The sequence below is a fragment of the Streptomyces sp. SID8352 genome, assembly GCF_009862265.1.
Classification (GTDB): domain Bacteria; phylum Actinomycetota; class Actinomycetes; order Streptomycetales; family Streptomycetaceae; genus Streptomyces.
The window spans coordinates 41,187-54,888 of sequence record NZ_WWGX01000022.1 but is presented as its reverse complement, the minus strand read 5'-3'; the positions used below and the strand labels follow the sequence as shown (position 1 = coordinate 54,888).

Sequence of the window (13,702 nt, the reverse complement as noted above, 5' to 3'; positions counted from 1 at the left end):
GCGCAGCGCGGCGGCCGGTCCCCCCGCGACGGGAGGACCGGCCGCCGTCGCTCAGATGTGGCCGACGCCGGAACCGGCCTCGGCGTTGACACCGCGCTTGGCCAGGAGGGCGACCAGCACCGCGACGACCGCGACCCCGGAGGCGACCAGCGAGGCCAGGCTCATGCCGGAGATGAAGGTCTCGTGCGCCACCCCGGCGATCTTCGCGGCGATCTCCGGCGGAGTGCCCTCGGGCACCGGCGGGACACCGACCCGGACCGCCTCGGACGCCTGGTGGAGCTGGTCCGGCGGCAGTTCGGCCAGGCCCGCGGCGGTCCAGTTGCCGCCGAGGTCGCGGTCGACCTTGGAGGCCATGACGGCGCCCAGCACGGCGGTGCCGAGGCTGCCGCCGATCTGCATGGCCGCCTGCTGGAGGCCGCCCGCCACGCCGGACAGCTCGATCGGCGCGTTGCCGACGATGACCTCGGTGGCGCCGACCATCACCGGTGCGAGGCCGAGGCCGAGCAGGGCGAACCAGAGCGACATCATGGCACTGCCCGTGTCTGTCTCCAGGGTGGAGATCCCGTACATGGCGAGGGCGGTGAAGACCATGCCCGCGGCGAGCGGGAGGCGCGGGCCGACCTTGGTGATCGCGGCACCGGCCAGCGGGGAGCCGACGATCATCATGCCGGTGAGCGGCAGCAGGTGCAGACCGGCGTCGACCGGGCTGAGACCGTGCACGTTCTGGAGGTAGAAGGTCACGAAGAACAGGCCGCCCATGAAGGCGATGGCCATCAGCACCATCAGGACGACGCCCGCCGACAGCGGCACCGAGCGGAACAGCGCCAGCGGGATCAGCGGCTCGCGGACCTTGTTCTCCCAGAGGGCGAACAGGACGAAGCCGATCACCGAGACCACGATGAACAGCCAGGTGGTGCCGTCGCCCCAGCCCCAGCCGGGTGCCTTGATGAGCGCCCAGACGAGGCAGAACATCGACGCCGACAGCAGCAGGATGCCCAGGACGTCGAAGGAGCGCGGCGCGTTCTCGGCCCGGTGGTCCCGCAGGATCAGCACGCCGAGCACCAGCGCCACGATGCCGACCGGGACGTTGATGAAGAACACGGACTGCCAGTTGACGTGCTCGACCAGCACGCCGCCGAGGATCGGGCCGCCCGCGGTGGAGGCGCCGATGACCATGCCCCAGATGCCGATGGCCATGTTCAGTTTCTCGGCGGGGAAGGTGGCCCGCAGCAGGCCGAGCGCGGCCGGCATCAGCAGAGCGCCGAACAGGCCCTGGAAGACACGGAAGACGACGACCATGACGATGCTGCTCGACAGCCCGATGGCCCCCGAGGCGACGGCGAAGCCCGCCGCGCCGATCAGGAAGGTCTGCCGGTGGCCGAAGCGGTCACCGAGCTTGCCCGCGGTGATCAGCGCGACCGCGAGGGCGAGGAAGTAGGAGTTGGTGATCCACTGGACGTCCGCGAGGCTGGCGTCCAGGTCGTCCTGGATGGCCGGGTTGGCGATGGCGACGATGGTGCCGTCCAGCGCCACCATCATGACCCCGACAGCGACGGTGACAAGGGTGACCCACGGATGCCCGCGCAGCCCCGCGGACCGGGCCGGCCCCGACGGGCCGGGCGCGTCGCCCTCCGGACCCGTCTTGTCGATGGTGGTCTGACTAGTCATATGGGGAGGCTAATGACAGCGACTGACAATTGACAAACGGGTTCACTAGTCGGTAACTGACATGTCATCCCGCTATCGCCTGAACTGCGAGGTACCGACACCGCGAGGTCCGGCCACGCGGGAGGGGCCGTCGCGGGGGGCGGACGACTACGGCGGCGGGGACGCGGCCGGCGGAGGAGAGACGTTGATGACGGTCGACACGGCACCGGCGGCCGGGCGCACGCCCGAGGGCCCCCGGCCCGGACTGCGCGAGCGCAAGAAGCTGCGCACCCGGGACGCGCTGCTGCGGTCGGCGCTCGGGCTGTTCACCGAGCGCGGGTACGAGGAGACGACGGTCGACGACATCGTGGAGGCCGCCGAGGTCTCCCAGCGCACCTTCTTCCGCTACTTCGCCAGCAAGGAGGAGGCCGCGTTCTTCCCGGCGCGGCTCTCGGAGGCCCACTTCGTCGAGTCCGTGCGCCGCCGCCCGGCCGGGGAGGCGCCGCTGGACACCCTGCGCCGGGCCCTGTCGGCGAGCTGGGACGGCATAGAGGAGACCGTCGGCCAGGTGGTGCCGCTCGATCTGCACCTGCGCTTCTACCGGACGGTCGAGTCCACGCCCGCGCTCCTCGCCGCCCATCTGCGGCGCGCCACCGAGCTGGAGGAGGAGATCGCGCGGATCATCGCCGCGCGCGAGGGCCTGGACCCGGACACCGACCCCCGGCCGCGGGTGGTGGTGGCCGTCTTCGGCGCGGTGCTGCGGGCCGCCGAGCGGGTCTGGTCGGCACGGGACGACGCCGGGCTGGCCGAACTGCGCGACCTCACGACCTCCCACCTGGACCGGGTGGAGACCGCGCTCACCGGGGCCTGGCACACCTCCCCGGCCGCCGGGGGCCGTTGAGCCGACAGCGGGTGACGGGCGGCGGGCGGTTCCGGGGCCGCGCCGGGGCCCGGGGGCAGGGGCAGGGGCGGGGCTCAGGGGCAGGGGCGGGGCGCAGAGGCAGGGGCGGGGCGCAGGGTTCCCCGGGCCGGGGCCCGTGCGCGGGGCTCCCCCGGGCCGGGGCCCGTGCGCGGGGCTCCCCCCGGGCCGGGGGCCGCGCACGGCTCCGCGGGGCCGGACCGCGGCGAGCGGGCCCCCGGCACCGGCCGCCGTCGCCGCCCCTCCCACGGGCAGGGGCGCGGCACACGACTCCGCCGGGTCCGGACGACGGCGCGCGACGCCACCCGGACCCGGACGCGGCCCGCGACGCCGCCCGGACCCGGACGCGTCGGGTGCCTTCCCCGGGCCGGGCCGTGGTGCGCGCCCCCGGGCCCGCGAGCCCGGCATGATCCGAACGAGAGGCCCTAACCCTCTGACAGGAAAACGAAACGTGATCCGCGTCACTTGGCTCACGCGTGGCCCCGCCGCTCTCCTAGGGTGTCGTCCCAGTGACTTCCTTCGACACCTCCCCGCACCTGAACGTCTGGCGCACCCTGCTCGCCCTGGCCGTGGTGTTCGTGATGCTGGCGACCACCGGCTGGACGGCCCTGCGCAACCAGCGGGGAACGACGGCCCTGGAAGCCTCCGTCGCGGCCTGGCAGCACGGCCGGATCGACGGGCGGCGGCTGCCCGACGCCGCCTCGGCCCCCGCCCGGCTCGCCCGCTTCTTCGCCTCCCTCGGCGAGGGGCAGCGCCTCGCCCTCGCCCACCGCTTCCCCCTCGCCGTCGGCAACATGAACGGCGCCCCCGTCCAACTCCGCTACCGGGCCAACCGGTTCGCCCTGGAGGCGGCCCGCGCCGGGGAGCGGGAGCGCACGCACGACCGGCGCCTCACCCCCGCCGGACAGCGGGAGGCCCGCCGCCGCGCCGACCGCTACACCGCGCTGCTGAGCCCCTCCCGGAACGTCCTCGCCTTCGACCCGGCCGGCGCCGGCAAGGTCGCGGAGGTCTTCGGCGACCTCGACCGCGCCGACCGCGTCTCCGTCGTCGTCCCCGGCGTCGACACCGGCCTGCTCACCTTCCAGCGCACCCACCGGGCGCACTCCGCCCCCGTCGGCATGGCCAGGTCGCTGTACGCGGCGGAGCGTACGGCGGGCCCCGCCACCCGCACCGCCGTGATCGCCTGGGCCGACTACGTCTCCCCCGCCGGACTCGGTATCGAGGCCGCCACCGCGACCCGCGCCGAGCGGGGCGCCCTACGGCTCAACGCCCTGCTGCGGGCGCTGCCCGGGACCGGTCCGGTCGCCCTGTTCTGCCACAGCTACGGCTCCGTGGTCTGCGGTCTGGCCGCCCGTACGGCGCCCAGCAGGGTCACCGACATAGCGGTGGCCGGCAGCCCCGGGATGCGCGCCGACAACGCCGCCCGGCTGCGCACCGCGGCCCGGGTGTGGGCCATGCGGGACGCCGACGACTGGATCGAGGACGTGCCGAACCTGGAGGTCGGCGGGCTCGGGCACGGCGCCGACCCGGTCTCCCCCGCCTTCGGCGCGCGGGTGCTGTCGGCCCGTGACGCCCGGGGGCACGCCGGGTACTTCGTGCCCGGCACCGACAGCCTCCGCAACTTCGCCGCGATCGGTGTCGGCGCCTACCGCTCGGTCGACTGCGCCCGCCGGAGCGGCATCTGCCGGGAGGGTTTGCCCGTGGCCACGGGCTCCTGACGCGCGTAGAGAAACCAGGAACTCCGCTTCGTCCGGAAAGGGGACGTGGCGGCGCCCGCCGCATACGATGAGCCGCATGGGTGACGTACTGGCCGGATTTCACGCCGCCTGGGAGTTCGAATCCGACTCCGTGCTCATCCGCTACGAACGGGGGATTCGGACACCCAGGCTCTTCCAGGCGCTGGGGAAACGCCGCGTGCCGCTGGAGGCCCTCACCGGGGTGACCCTCGCCCCCGGCAGGCGCGGCACCGTCGTGCTGCGCGCCCTGCCGCGCCCCGGCGCCGATCCACTGATGGAGGCCGCGGCCGGGCAGCTCCAGGACGGCTGCGACCCGTACCGGCTGGTGCTGCCCGCCGAGCGGGAGTCCCTCGCCGGGTTCTGGGCCGGGGAGCTGGGGGCGGCGCTGGCCGGTTCCGCGTCCGGGCCCGCCGAGCGCCATCTGGTGGCCGCGCCGGAGGCGCCGCGCCGGTTCAAGGCGTACGACGGGAAGGCGTCCTTCGACGGGACGGCGGTGTCCTTCCGGTGGTCCTGGACGGGGGCGTCGTCGGCGAAGTGGAAGGCCGGGGACCAGAGCTTCGCCGTGAGCGAGCTGGGCGGGGTGGAGTGGTGCTCGCCCGGTGAGCGCCTCCAGGGGCATCTGCGGCTGCTGCCGCGCGACGGCACCACCACGGCCGCGCAGGCCGACCAGGACCCGGCGGCCGTGCTGTTCGGACTGGGCTACGGGCCGGTTCACGAGTCGCTGCCGTTCGCGGCGGCGGTGCTGGCCGCGGTGCGCCACCGGGGGCCCGCCAAGGCGCCGGTGCCGGTCCCGGCACACCGGCGCGACCCGGCCGACGTCGCGGAGCGCATCCGCCACCTCGGGGAACTGCACTCGGCGGGGCTGGTGACGGACGAGGAGTTCAGCGCGAAGAAGGCGGAGCTGCTGGCGGAGCTGTAGCCGCGCCGGCCCCGTAGAAACCGATCTTGTGGTCGAGCACGGCGAGGGTGTCCCGCAGCTCCGCGATTCGGGCGAGGACGTCGCGGCGGGTCGACTCCAGCAGCTCGCGGCGCTCCGGGAAGGTGTCGTCGCCCTCGCGCACCAGCTCGGCGTAGCGGACCATGTCGGCGACCGGCATGCCGGTCAGGCGCAGCCTGGTCACGAAGTCGAGCCAGTCCAGGTCGTGGTCGGTGTAGCGGCGCTGCCCGGTGCGGGAGCGGTCGACCTGCGGCATCAGGCCGATCCGCTCGTACCAGCGCAGGGTGTGCACGCTCAGCCCGGTGAAGGCGGCGGCCTCGCCGATCGTGTGGTGGCCCGCGCCCTGGGGGCGGGGACGGCCGCGGACGACGACGGCGCAGGGGTCGTCCGGACCGGTGTCCACCGGGCCCGCGCCCCGCGCGCCCTCCTGGGCCGCCGGGTCCGGGGCGGTCCGGGCGGGCGGGTCCGGGGCCGCCGGGTCCTGACCGGCCGGGGCCGGGGCGGTCGGATCCGGGAGGGCCGGGTCCTGGGCGGTCGGATCCGGGGCGGTCGAGTCCTGGAGGGTCGGATCCGGGGCGGTCGGGTCCTGGGCGGTCGAGTCCGGGACGGGCGAGTCCGGGACGGGCGGGTCCTGGGACGGGCGGGCGGGCGCCCCGGGAGCGGTCTGGGTCACGGTCATGTCCCCACGCTAGGACCTCCCTTGGGCTGCCCCTGGCGCCCGGGGGCGGTGCGCTGCCGAGGCCGTCGGCCCCTTCCTTCGGGCGGCTGCCCCTCGCGCCCGGGGGCGGTGCCCTCCGGGCCGCCCTCGGGCGGGACCGGGCGCGTACGGGCAGCCGTGCGGAGACACCCCGCGCGGAGGCCGTACGCACCCGGCGCGGGCGCGGCCGGGGAACCCCGTGCGGGCCGAGCCCCGGCGCGGAGGAGGGAGGCGGCGCGCGCCCGGCGCGGGCGGGGCCGAACGGCGGGGCGCCGGGCGGGCCGGGAGGTGCCGGGCGGCGGGGCCGGGGCGACGCGTGCCGGGGCCCGCGGCGCCGGGCACCGGAGGAAAGGCCATAGGCTCACGGCATGTCCCTGAAGAGCCTCGCGACGATCGAGAACTGGCCCGTGCCCACCGCCGCGGCGGGCGTGGTGCGCGCCGACGGCACCGTCGCCGGAACCCACGGCCCCGTCGGACGGCGGTTCCCGCTGGCCTCGGTCACCAAGCCGCTCGCCGCCTACGCCGCCCTCGTCGCCCACGAGGAGGGAGCGATCGACCTGGACGAGCCCGCGGGGCCGCCCGGGTCGACGGTGCGCCACCTGCTCGCGCACACCTCCGGCCTCGCCTTCGACGAGCACCGGACCACCGCGCCGCCCGGGGAGCGCCGGCTGTACTCCAACGCCGGGTTCGAGCAGCTCGGCGAGCACATCGCGCGGGCGGCGGAGATGCCGTTCGCGGAGTACGCCCGCCAGGCCGTGCTGGAGCCGCTCGGCATGGCCTCCACCTCGCTGGACGGCTCCCCCGCCAAGGACGGCGTCTCGACCGTCGAGGACCTGCTGCGCTTCGCCGCCGAGGTGCAGGTGCCCCGGCTGCTGGACCCGCGCACCGTGGCCGCCGCGATGACCGTGCAGTACCCGGGCACCAAGGGCGTGCTGCCGGGCTACGGCCACCAGAGCCCCAACGACTGGGGCCTGGGCTTCGAGATCCGCGACGGCAAGTCCCCGCACTGGACGGGCGCCGCCTCCTCGCCGGGGACCTTCGGCCACTTCGGCCAGGCGGGCACCTTCCTGTGGATCGACCCCGTCGCGGGCGCGGCCTGCGCCGCCCTGGCCGACCGCCCCTTCGGTCCCTGGGCCGCCGAGTCCTGGCCCCCCTTCACCGACGCCGTCCTCGCGGAGCTGCGCGCGGCCTGACCCCACCGGGCGGGCACCCGCGCTCCCCGGGGCAGGCCCGGACGGGCCCCCTACGGCAGGCGCGGTCCGGGCTCCGGCGGCATCTCCCAGAGCAGCAGCTCCGCGTCCGTCAGCGCCTGCAGCCGCACGCCCCGGGGCTCGGTGAGGCGGAGCGCGTCGCCCTCGGCCAGCTCCGCGCCGTCCCGGCGCAGCCTGCCGCGCACCACGTGGACGTAGACCCGCGCCGCGTCCGGGACCTCCGCCTCCTCCCCCGCCGCCGGGCGCCGCACGTGCAGCACCGAGTCCGCGCCGGGGACGGCGTACGGGGTGCGGCCGGCGGCGTTCCGGACCACCTCGTAGGACGGCTCGCCGCCGCTCTCGCGCGGGGCCAGCCACATCTGCACGAAGGTCAGCGGCGCCGCGCCGTCGTTGCGCTCCACGTGCCGGACCCCGCCGGCCGCGCTGAGCCGCTGGAGGTCACCGGCCCGGACGACCGTCTCGTGGCCGGCGCTGTCCCGGTGGGTCAGCTCGCCCTCGGCCACCCATGTGACGATCTCCGTGTGGCTGTGCGGGTGCTCGTCGAAGCCCGCGCCGGGCGCGAGCCGCTCCTCGTTGCAGGCGATCAGCGCCCCGAACCGCAGGTTGCCGGGGTCGTAGTGGGGGCCGAAGGAGAAGGCGTGGCGCGACACGATGCCCGCCGCCGCGTCGCCCCCGGGATAGCGCTCGTCGGCGCGCCGAATGTCCGTCACGGGCCCCACCGTAGACCCGGCGGCACGATCGGCCGTCCGGATAAGGCAGTCTTGTCCCCGTGCCCGAACCCGAGACCAGCAAGCCAGACCCCGCCGCGCGCGCTCCGCACCCGCATGCCGCGACCCTGAGGCGACTCGAGAAGTCCTCCGGATCGCTCGCCGCGCAGGCCATCGCGCGGATGGACGAGACGCTGCCGTGGTACCGGGCCATGCCCCCGGAGAACCGTTCCTGGATCGGGCTCGTCGCCCAGGCGGGCATCGCCGCCTTCACCGAGTGGTTCCGCCGCCCGGACACCCCGCAGGCCATCTCCACCGACGTCTTCGGCACCGCGCCCCGCGAGCTGACCCGGGCGATCACCCTGCGCCAGACCGTGGAGATGGTGCGGACCACCATCGAGGTGATGGAGTCCGCCATCGACGAGGTCGCCGCCCCCGGTGACGAATCGGTGCTGCGCGAGGCGCTGCTGGTCTACGCCCGGGAGATCGCCTTCGCCACCGCCCAGGTGTACGCCCAGGCCGCCGAGGCGCGCGGCGCCTGGGACGCGCGGCTGGAGTCCCTGGTGGTGAACGCCGTGCTCAGCGGCGAGGCCGACGAGGGCGCCGTCTCCCGGGCGGCGGCGCTCGGCTGGAACTCGCCGGACCATGTGTGCGTGGTGCTGGGCACCGCCCCGGACGGGGACTCCGAGCTGACCGTGGAGGCCATCCGGCGCGCGGCCCGGCACGCCAAGCTCCAGGTGCTCACCGGGGTCCTCGGGGACCGGCTGGTGGTGATCGCGGGGGGCAGCGACAGCCCGCTGGCCGTGGCGAAGTCGCTGATCGGCCCGTTCGCGGCGGGCGCGGTGGTGGCCGGTCCGGTGGTGCCCGACCTGCTGGCCGCGACCCGGTCCGCGCAGGCCGCCGCCGCCGGGCTGAAGGCGTGCGTCGCGTGGCAGGACGCGCCGCGGCCGGTGCTGGCGGACGATCTGCTGCCGGAGCGCGCCATCGCCTCGGACCCCTCCGCCCGCGAGCAGTTGGTGGAGGAGATCTACAGACCGTTGGAAGAGGCCGGCGCCGCGCTGCTGGAAACGCTCAGTGTCTATCTGGAGCAGGCGAGCAGCCTCGAAGGCGCTGCCCGGATGCTCTTCGTTCACCCGAACACCGTGCGCTACCGGCTCCGACGTGTGACTGACGTCACCGGTTGGTCGCCCTCTGATGTACGGTCTGCGTTCACCCTGCGGATCGCGCTCATCCTGGGGCGTCTGGCCGATGGAGATCCGCAGACCTAGGCTTTTGTCGGGGTCCAACAAAACCCCTTCGTGTTCTTCGTCCCTGTCCTCACGGGCGGCCCGGGCCGTCCTCAAGAGAGAGTGTGAGAGTGCTCGTACTCGTCGCTCCCGGCCAGGGTGCCCAGACGCCCGGCTTCCTGACTGACTGGCTCGCCCTTCCCGGCGCCGCAGACCGTGTCGCCGCGTGGTCGGACGCCATCGGACTCGATCTCGCCCACTACGGCACCAAGGCCGACGCGGACGAGATCCGCGACACGGCCGTCGCCCAGCCCCTGCTGGTCGCGGCCGGCCTGCTGTCGGCCTCGGCGCTCGGTGCACTGCCGGGCGCGTCCGACGGGACGGTCACACCGGACGCCGTCGCCGGTCACAGTGTCGGCGAGATCACCGCCGCCGTCCTCGCGGGCGTCCTCGGCGAGACCGAGGCGCTCACCCTGGTCCGCCGTCGCGGCCTGGCCATGGCCGAGGCCGCCGCGGTCACCGCGACCGGCATGTCGGCGCTGCTCGGCGGCGACCCCGAGGTGAGCGTCGCGCACCTGGAGCGGCTCGGCCTGACCCCGGCGAACGTGAACGGCGCGGGCCAGATCGTGGCGGCCGGCACCCTGGAGCAGCTCGCCGCCCTCGCCGAGGACAAGCCCGAGGGCGTGCGCAAGGTCGTCGCGCTGAAGGTGGCCGGTGCCTTCCACACCCACCACATGGCGCCCGCGGTGGACCGGCTCGCCGAGGCGGCCTCGGCCCTCGCCCCGGCGGACCCGAAGGTCACCTACGTCTCCAACAAGGACGGCCGGGCCGTCGACACCGGCGCCGAGGTGCTGGAGCGGCTGGTCGGCCAGGTCGCCAACCCGGTCCGCTGGGACCTGTGCATGGAGACCTTCCAGCGCCTCGGCGTCACCGCCCTGATCGAGATGTGCCCCGGCGGCACCCTGACCGGTCTGGCCAAGCGCGCGCTGCCCGGGGTGAAGACCCTGGCCCTCAAGACCCCCGCCGACCTCGACGCGGCCCGTGCGCTCGTCGCCGAGCACGCCTGACAAGGAGCCGGAGACCATGTCGAAGATCAAGCCCAGCAAGGGTTCCCCGTACGCGCGCATCCTCGGTGTGGGCGGCTACCGCCCGACCCGGGTGGTGCCCAACGAGGTGATCCTCGAGACGATCGACTCGTCCGACGAGTGGATCCGCTCGCGCTCCGGCATCGAGACGCGGCACTGGGCCTCGCCCGAGGAGACCGTCGCCACGATGTCCGTCGAGGCGTCCGGCAAGGCCATCGCCAACGCCGGGATCGACGCGCGCCGGATCGGTGCCGTGATCGTCTCCACGGTCTCCCACTTCAGCCAGACCCCGGCCGTGGCCACCGAGATCGCGGACAGGCTGGGCACCGACAAGGCCGCCGCCTTCGACATCTCGGCCGGCTGCGCGGGCTTCGGCTACGGGCTGACGCTGGCCAAGGGCCTGATCGTCGAGGGTTCGGCGGAGTACGTCCTGGTGATCGGCGTGGAGCGGCTGTCCGACCTGACCGACCTGGAGGACCGGGCCACGGCCTTCCTCTTCGGCGACGGGGCGGGCGCGGTCGTGGTCGGCCCGTCCACCACGCCCGAGATCGGCCCGACCGTGTGGGGCTCGGAGGGCGACAAGGCCGACACGATCAAGCAGACCGTCCCCTGGGACCGCTTCCGGATCGGCGACGTCTCCGAGCTGCCCCTCGACCGCGAGGGCAACATCAAGTTTCCTGCTATCACGCAGGAGGGCCAGGCGGTGTTCCGCTGGGCCGTGTTCGAGATGGCGAAGGTCGCCCAGCAGGCGCTGGACGCGGCCGGGATCAGCCCGGACGACCTGGACGTCTTCATCCCGCACCAGGCCAACGTGCGGATCATCGACTCGATGGTGAAGACGCTGAAGCTGCCGGAGCACGTCACGGTGGCCCGTGACATCCGCACCACCGGCAACACCTCGGCCGCCTCGATCCCGCTCGCGATGGAGCGGCTCCTGGCGACCGGCGAGGCGAAGAGCGGGGACACCGCCCTCGTCATCGGCTTCGGGGCGGGTCTCGTCTACGCCGCGACGGTCGTTACTCTCCCCTAGGCACGCCGTCCCGGACCACGTCGGTCCGGGACGGAGCACCACACCGCCACACCTCTGGAACACTACGAAGGAGCGCCACCATGGCCGCCACTCAGAAGGAGATCGTCGACGGTCTCGCCGAGATCGTGAACGAGATCGCCGGTATCCCGGTTGAGGACGTCCAGCTGGACAAGTCCTTCACCGACGACCTGGACGTCGACTCGCTGTCCATGGTCGAGGTCGTCGTCGCCGCCGAGGAGCGCTTCGACGTGAAGATCCCCGACGAGGACGTCAAGAACCTCAAGACCGTCGGTGACGCGACCGACTACATCCTCAAGCACCAGGCCTGATCGTCCGATCACCCGGGCACGACGCCCGGGTGCCGGGCTGAACTGCCCCGCCACCCGGCGGTGGCGCCGTTCGAATCCGTTTCCTTTGGAGAAAGAATTCCCGTGAGCCCGACCAATCGCACCGTGGTCGTCACCGGTATCGGCGCAACCACACCGCTGGGTGGCGACGCAGCCTCGACCTGGGAGGGGCTGGTGGCCGGCCGGTCCGGCGTCAAGCCCCTGGACCGGGACTGGGCCGCCGACCAGGCCGTCCGGATCGCCGCCACGGCCGCCGTGGACCCGACCGAGGTCATTCCCCGGCCGCAGGCCCGCCGCCTGGACCGGTCGGCGCAGTTCGCGCTGATCGCCGCCCGGGAGGCGTGGAAGGACGCGGGATTCACCGCCAAGGCCGGCGAGGACGGCAGCATCGACCCCGACCGCCTCGGCACGGTCATCGCCTCCGGCATCGGCGGCGTGACGACCCTGCTCGACCAGTACGACGTGCTGAAGGAGAAGGGCGTACGCCGCGTCTCCCCGCACACCGTGCCGATGCTGATGCCGAACGGCCCCTCGGCCAACGTGGGCCTGGCCGTGGGCGCCCGGGCGGGCGTGCACACGCCGGTCTCCGCCTGCGCCTCCGGCGCCGAGGCCATCGGCTACGCCATCGAGATGATCCGCTCCGGCCGTGCCGACGTGGTCGTCGCCGGCGGCACGGAGGCGGCGATCCACCCGCTGCCCATCGCCGCCTTCGGCAACATGATGGCGATGTCCAAGAACAACGACGACCCGCAGGGCGCCTCCCGTCCCTGGGACGTGGCCCGGGACGGCTTCGTCCTCGGCGAGGGCGCCGGCGTCATCGTCCTGGAGTCCGCCGAGCACGCCGCCGAGCGCGGCGCCCGCGTCTACGCGGAGGCCGTCGGCCAGGGCATCTCGGCCGACAGCCACGACATCGTGCAGCCCGAACCGGAGGGCCGCGGCATCTCGCACGCCCTGCAGAGCCTGCTGGACGGCACCGACCTGGACCCGGCCGAGATCGTGCACGTCAACGCGCACGCCACCTCGACGCCGGCCGGTGACATCGCGGAGCTGAAGGCGCTGCGCAAGGTCTTCGGCGACCACGTCGACCACATGGCCGTCTCCGGCACCAAGTCGATGACCGGTCACCTGCTCGGCGGTGCGGGCGGTGTGGAGTCGGTGGCGTCGATCCTCGCCCTGTACCACCGGCTGGCTCCGCCGACGATCAACGTCGACACCATCGATCCGGAGGCCGAGGCCACCGCCGACATCGTGCGCGGGGAGCCCAGGGCGCTGCCCGCCGAGGGCCGTATCGCCGCGCTGAACGACTCCTTCGGCTTCGGCGGCCACAACGTGGTGCTGGCGTTCCGCACCGTGTGACGCCCCGGCCCCCGCCGACGCCGACGGCCCGGCCCCCCTCGGGGGCCGGGCCGTCGGCGTCGGCGGGTGCGCGGCGGCCCGGGATCCCGAGCGGCGGGGCGGCGGGGCGGCGCGGCGGCGGGTCAGACGACCTGGTGGAGCCAGCGGACGGGGGCGCCCTCACCGGCGTGGCGGAAGGTCTCCAGCTCGTCGTCCCAGGGCTTGCCGAGGAGCTTGGCGATCTCGCCCTCCAGCTCCGTCTCGCCGCCGCGGGCGCGGGCCAGGGCGGCGCGCAGCCGGTCCTCCGGGATCAGGATGTCGCCGTGGACGCCGGTGACGGCGTGGAAGATGCCGAGGGCGGGGGTGCAGCTGTAGCGCTCGCCCTCGTGGCCGGCGGACGGCTCGGCGGTGACCTCGAAGCGGAGCATCTGCCAGCCGCGCAGCGCGGAGGCGAGCTTGGAGGCGATGCCGGCCTGGCCCTGCCAGGAGAACTCCGAGCGCCAGGTGCCGGGGGCGGCGGGCTGCCGGATCCAGTCCAGGCCGACGCGGGTGCCGAGCACCCCGGCGATGGCCCACTCGACGTGCGGGCAGAGCGCGCGCGGCGCGGAGTGCACGTACAGGACTCCACGTGTCGTCACCGGAACCTCCGGGCTGAGCGGGACATCTCGGAACGGGTGGAACGGCCGCGGCCGGGCCGACCGCGTTGATGGCGAGGCTACCGTGCGACGGCGCAAGGAGTGTGACGTACCGTCGGTCCTGGTGCCGGGAAACCGCCGCCGTTCACCCGGCAGGACGCTTGTGCGGGTGTGAGCCGCCGCACCGGGG

General features: G+C 74.5%; 13 protein-coding genes. 9 read left to right on the top strand and 4 right to left on the bottom strand.

Translation table 11 applies throughout. From position 1 onward, the window contains the following. Positions 1 to 51: 51 nt before the first annotated feature. Positions 52 to 1,668 carry an MFS transporter gene (locus tag GTY84_RS05595; RefSeq protein ID WP_161224978.1) on the bottom strand — a complete coding sequence of 539 codons (1,617 nt, stop codon included), beginning with the start codon at positions 1,666 to 1,668 and terminating at the stop codon, positions 52 to 54. 187 nt (positions 1,669 to 1,855) lie between these two features. On the opposite strand from GTY84_RS05595, the gene GTY84_RS05590 reads away from it, so the two are divergent. The 3 genes from GTY84_RS05590 (at position 1,856) to GTY84_RS05580 (ending at position 5,221) form a co-directional block, all read left to right on the top strand. After that, entirely contained in the window at positions 1,856 to 2,548 is a 693-nt protein-coding gene (locus GTY84_RS05590; protein WP_161224977.1) for a TetR family transcriptional regulator, read from the top strand. A gap of 527 nt (positions 2,549 to 3,075) precedes the next feature. After that, positions 3,076 to 4,284: an alpha/beta hydrolase gene (locus GTY84_RS05585; RefSeq protein WP_161224976.1), complete on the top strand. Its 1,209-nt coding sequence runs from the start codon at positions 3,076 to 3,078 to the stop codon at positions 4,282 to 4,284. 76 nt (positions 4,285 to 4,360) lie between these two features. Continuing rightward, positions 4,361 to 5,221: a DUF4429 domain-containing protein gene (locus GTY84_RS05580; protein WP_161224975.1), complete on the top strand. Its 861-nt coding sequence runs from the start codon at positions 4,361 to 4,363 to the stop codon at positions 5,219 to 5,221. On the opposite strand, the gene GTY84_RS33500 is transcribed toward GTY84_RS05580, so the two are convergent. Next, the gene (locus tag GTY84_RS33500) at positions 5,184 to 5,642 is read right to left on the bottom strand and encodes a MerR family transcriptional regulator (protein WP_161225378.1); all 459 of its coding nucleotides are present in this window, start codon (positions 5,640 to 5,642) and stop codon (positions 5,184 to 5,186) included. The two genes, GTY84_RS05580 and GTY84_RS33500, sit on opposite strands and share 38 nt — an antisense overlap. Before the next feature lie 662 nt (positions 5,643 to 6,304). Between GTY84_RS33500 and GTY84_RS05570 the strand changes: the two genes are divergently transcribed. Beyond that, positions 6,305 to 7,129: a serine hydrolase domain-containing protein gene (locus GTY84_RS05570; protein WP_161224974.1), complete on the top strand. Its 825-nt coding sequence runs from the start codon at positions 6,305 to 6,307 to the stop codon at positions 7,127 to 7,129. A gap of 50 nt (positions 7,130 to 7,179) precedes the next feature. Here GTY84_RS05570 and GTY84_RS05565 read toward each other — a convergent pair whose 3' ends face one another. After that, positions 7,180 to 7,857, bottom strand: a complete 678-nt coding sequence (locus GTY84_RS05565) for a pirin family protein (protein WP_161224973.1) — start codon at positions 7,855 to 7,857, stop codon at positions 7,180 to 7,182. Positions 7,858 to 7,916: 59 nt separating this feature from the next. On the opposite strand from GTY84_RS05565, the gene fasR reads away from it, so the two are divergent. The 5 genes from fasR (at position 7,917) to GTY84_RS05540 (ending at position 12,898) form a co-directional block, all read left to right on the top strand. Beyond that, positions 7,917 to 9,122 (top strand): fatty acid biosynthesis transcriptional regulator FasR, encoded by a 1,206-nt coding sequence (gene fasR, locus GTY84_RS05560; RefSeq protein WP_161224972.1) that lies wholly within the window; start codon positions 7,917 to 7,919, stop codon positions 9,120 to 9,122. Between the two features lie 89 nt (positions 9,123 to 9,211). After that, positions 9,212 to 10,147: an ACP S-malonyltransferase gene (locus GTY84_RS05555; RefSeq protein ID WP_161224971.1), complete on the top strand. Its 936-nt coding sequence runs from the start codon at positions 9,212 to 9,214 to the stop codon at positions 10,145 to 10,147. Positions 10,148 to 10,163: 16 nt separating this feature from the next. Further along, entirely contained in the window at positions 10,164 to 11,195 is a 1,032-nt protein-coding gene (locus tag GTY84_RS05550; protein ID WP_161224970.1) for a ketoacyl-ACP synthase III, read from the top strand. An 80-nt stretch (positions 11,196 to 11,275) separates the two neighbouring features. Beyond that, the gene (locus tag GTY84_RS05545; protein ID WP_161224969.1) at positions 11,276 to 11,524 is read left to right on the top strand and encodes an acyl carrier protein; all 249 of its coding nucleotides are present in this window, start codon (positions 11,276 to 11,278) and stop codon (positions 11,522 to 11,524) included. A gap of 102 nt (positions 11,525 to 11,626) precedes the next feature. Beyond that, positions 11,627 to 12,898: a beta-ketoacyl-[acyl-carrier-protein] synthase family protein gene (locus tag GTY84_RS05540; protein ID WP_161224968.1), complete on the top strand. Its 1,272-nt coding sequence runs from the start codon at positions 11,627 to 11,629 to the stop codon at positions 12,896 to 12,898. A 122-nt stretch (positions 12,899 to 13,020) separates the two neighbouring features. Here GTY84_RS05540 and GTY84_RS05535 read toward each other — a convergent pair whose 3' ends face one another. Then, positions 13,021 to 13,515 (bottom strand): DUF3145 domain-containing protein, encoded by a 495-nt coding sequence (locus GTY84_RS05535; protein WP_161224967.1) that lies wholly within the window; start codon positions 13,513 to 13,515, stop codon positions 13,021 to 13,023. Between the last annotated feature and the right edge of the window lie 187 nt (positions 13,516 to 13,702).

What these genes read in the sequence shown, in the direction of transcription:
- GTY84_RS05545 (WP_161224969.1), top strand. Translation starts at nt 11,276, where the DNA reads ATGGCCGCCACTCAGAAGGAGATCGTCGACGGTCTCGCCGAGATCGTG.
- GTY84_RS05580 (WP_161224975.1), top strand. Translation starts at nt 4,361, where the DNA reads ATGGGTGACGTACTGGCCGGATTTCACGCCGCCTGGGAGTTCGAATCC.
- GTY84_RS05550 (WP_161224970.1), top strand. Translation starts at nt 10,164, where the DNA reads ATGTCGAAGATCAAGCCCAGCAAGGGTTCCCCGTACGCGCGCATCCTC.
- GTY84_RS05590 (WP_161224977.1), top strand. Translation starts at nt 1,856, where the DNA reads ATGACGGTCGACACGGCACCGGCGGCCGGGCGCACGCCCGAGGGCCCC.
- GTY84_RS05570 (WP_161224974.1), top strand. Translation starts at nt 6,305, where the DNA reads ATGTCCCTGAAGAGCCTCGCGACGATCGAGAACTGGCCCGTGCCCACC.
- GTY84_RS05595 (WP_161224978.1), bottom strand. Translation starts at nt 1,668, where the DNA reads ATGACTAGTCAGACCACCATCGACAAGACGGGTCCGGAGGGCGACGCG.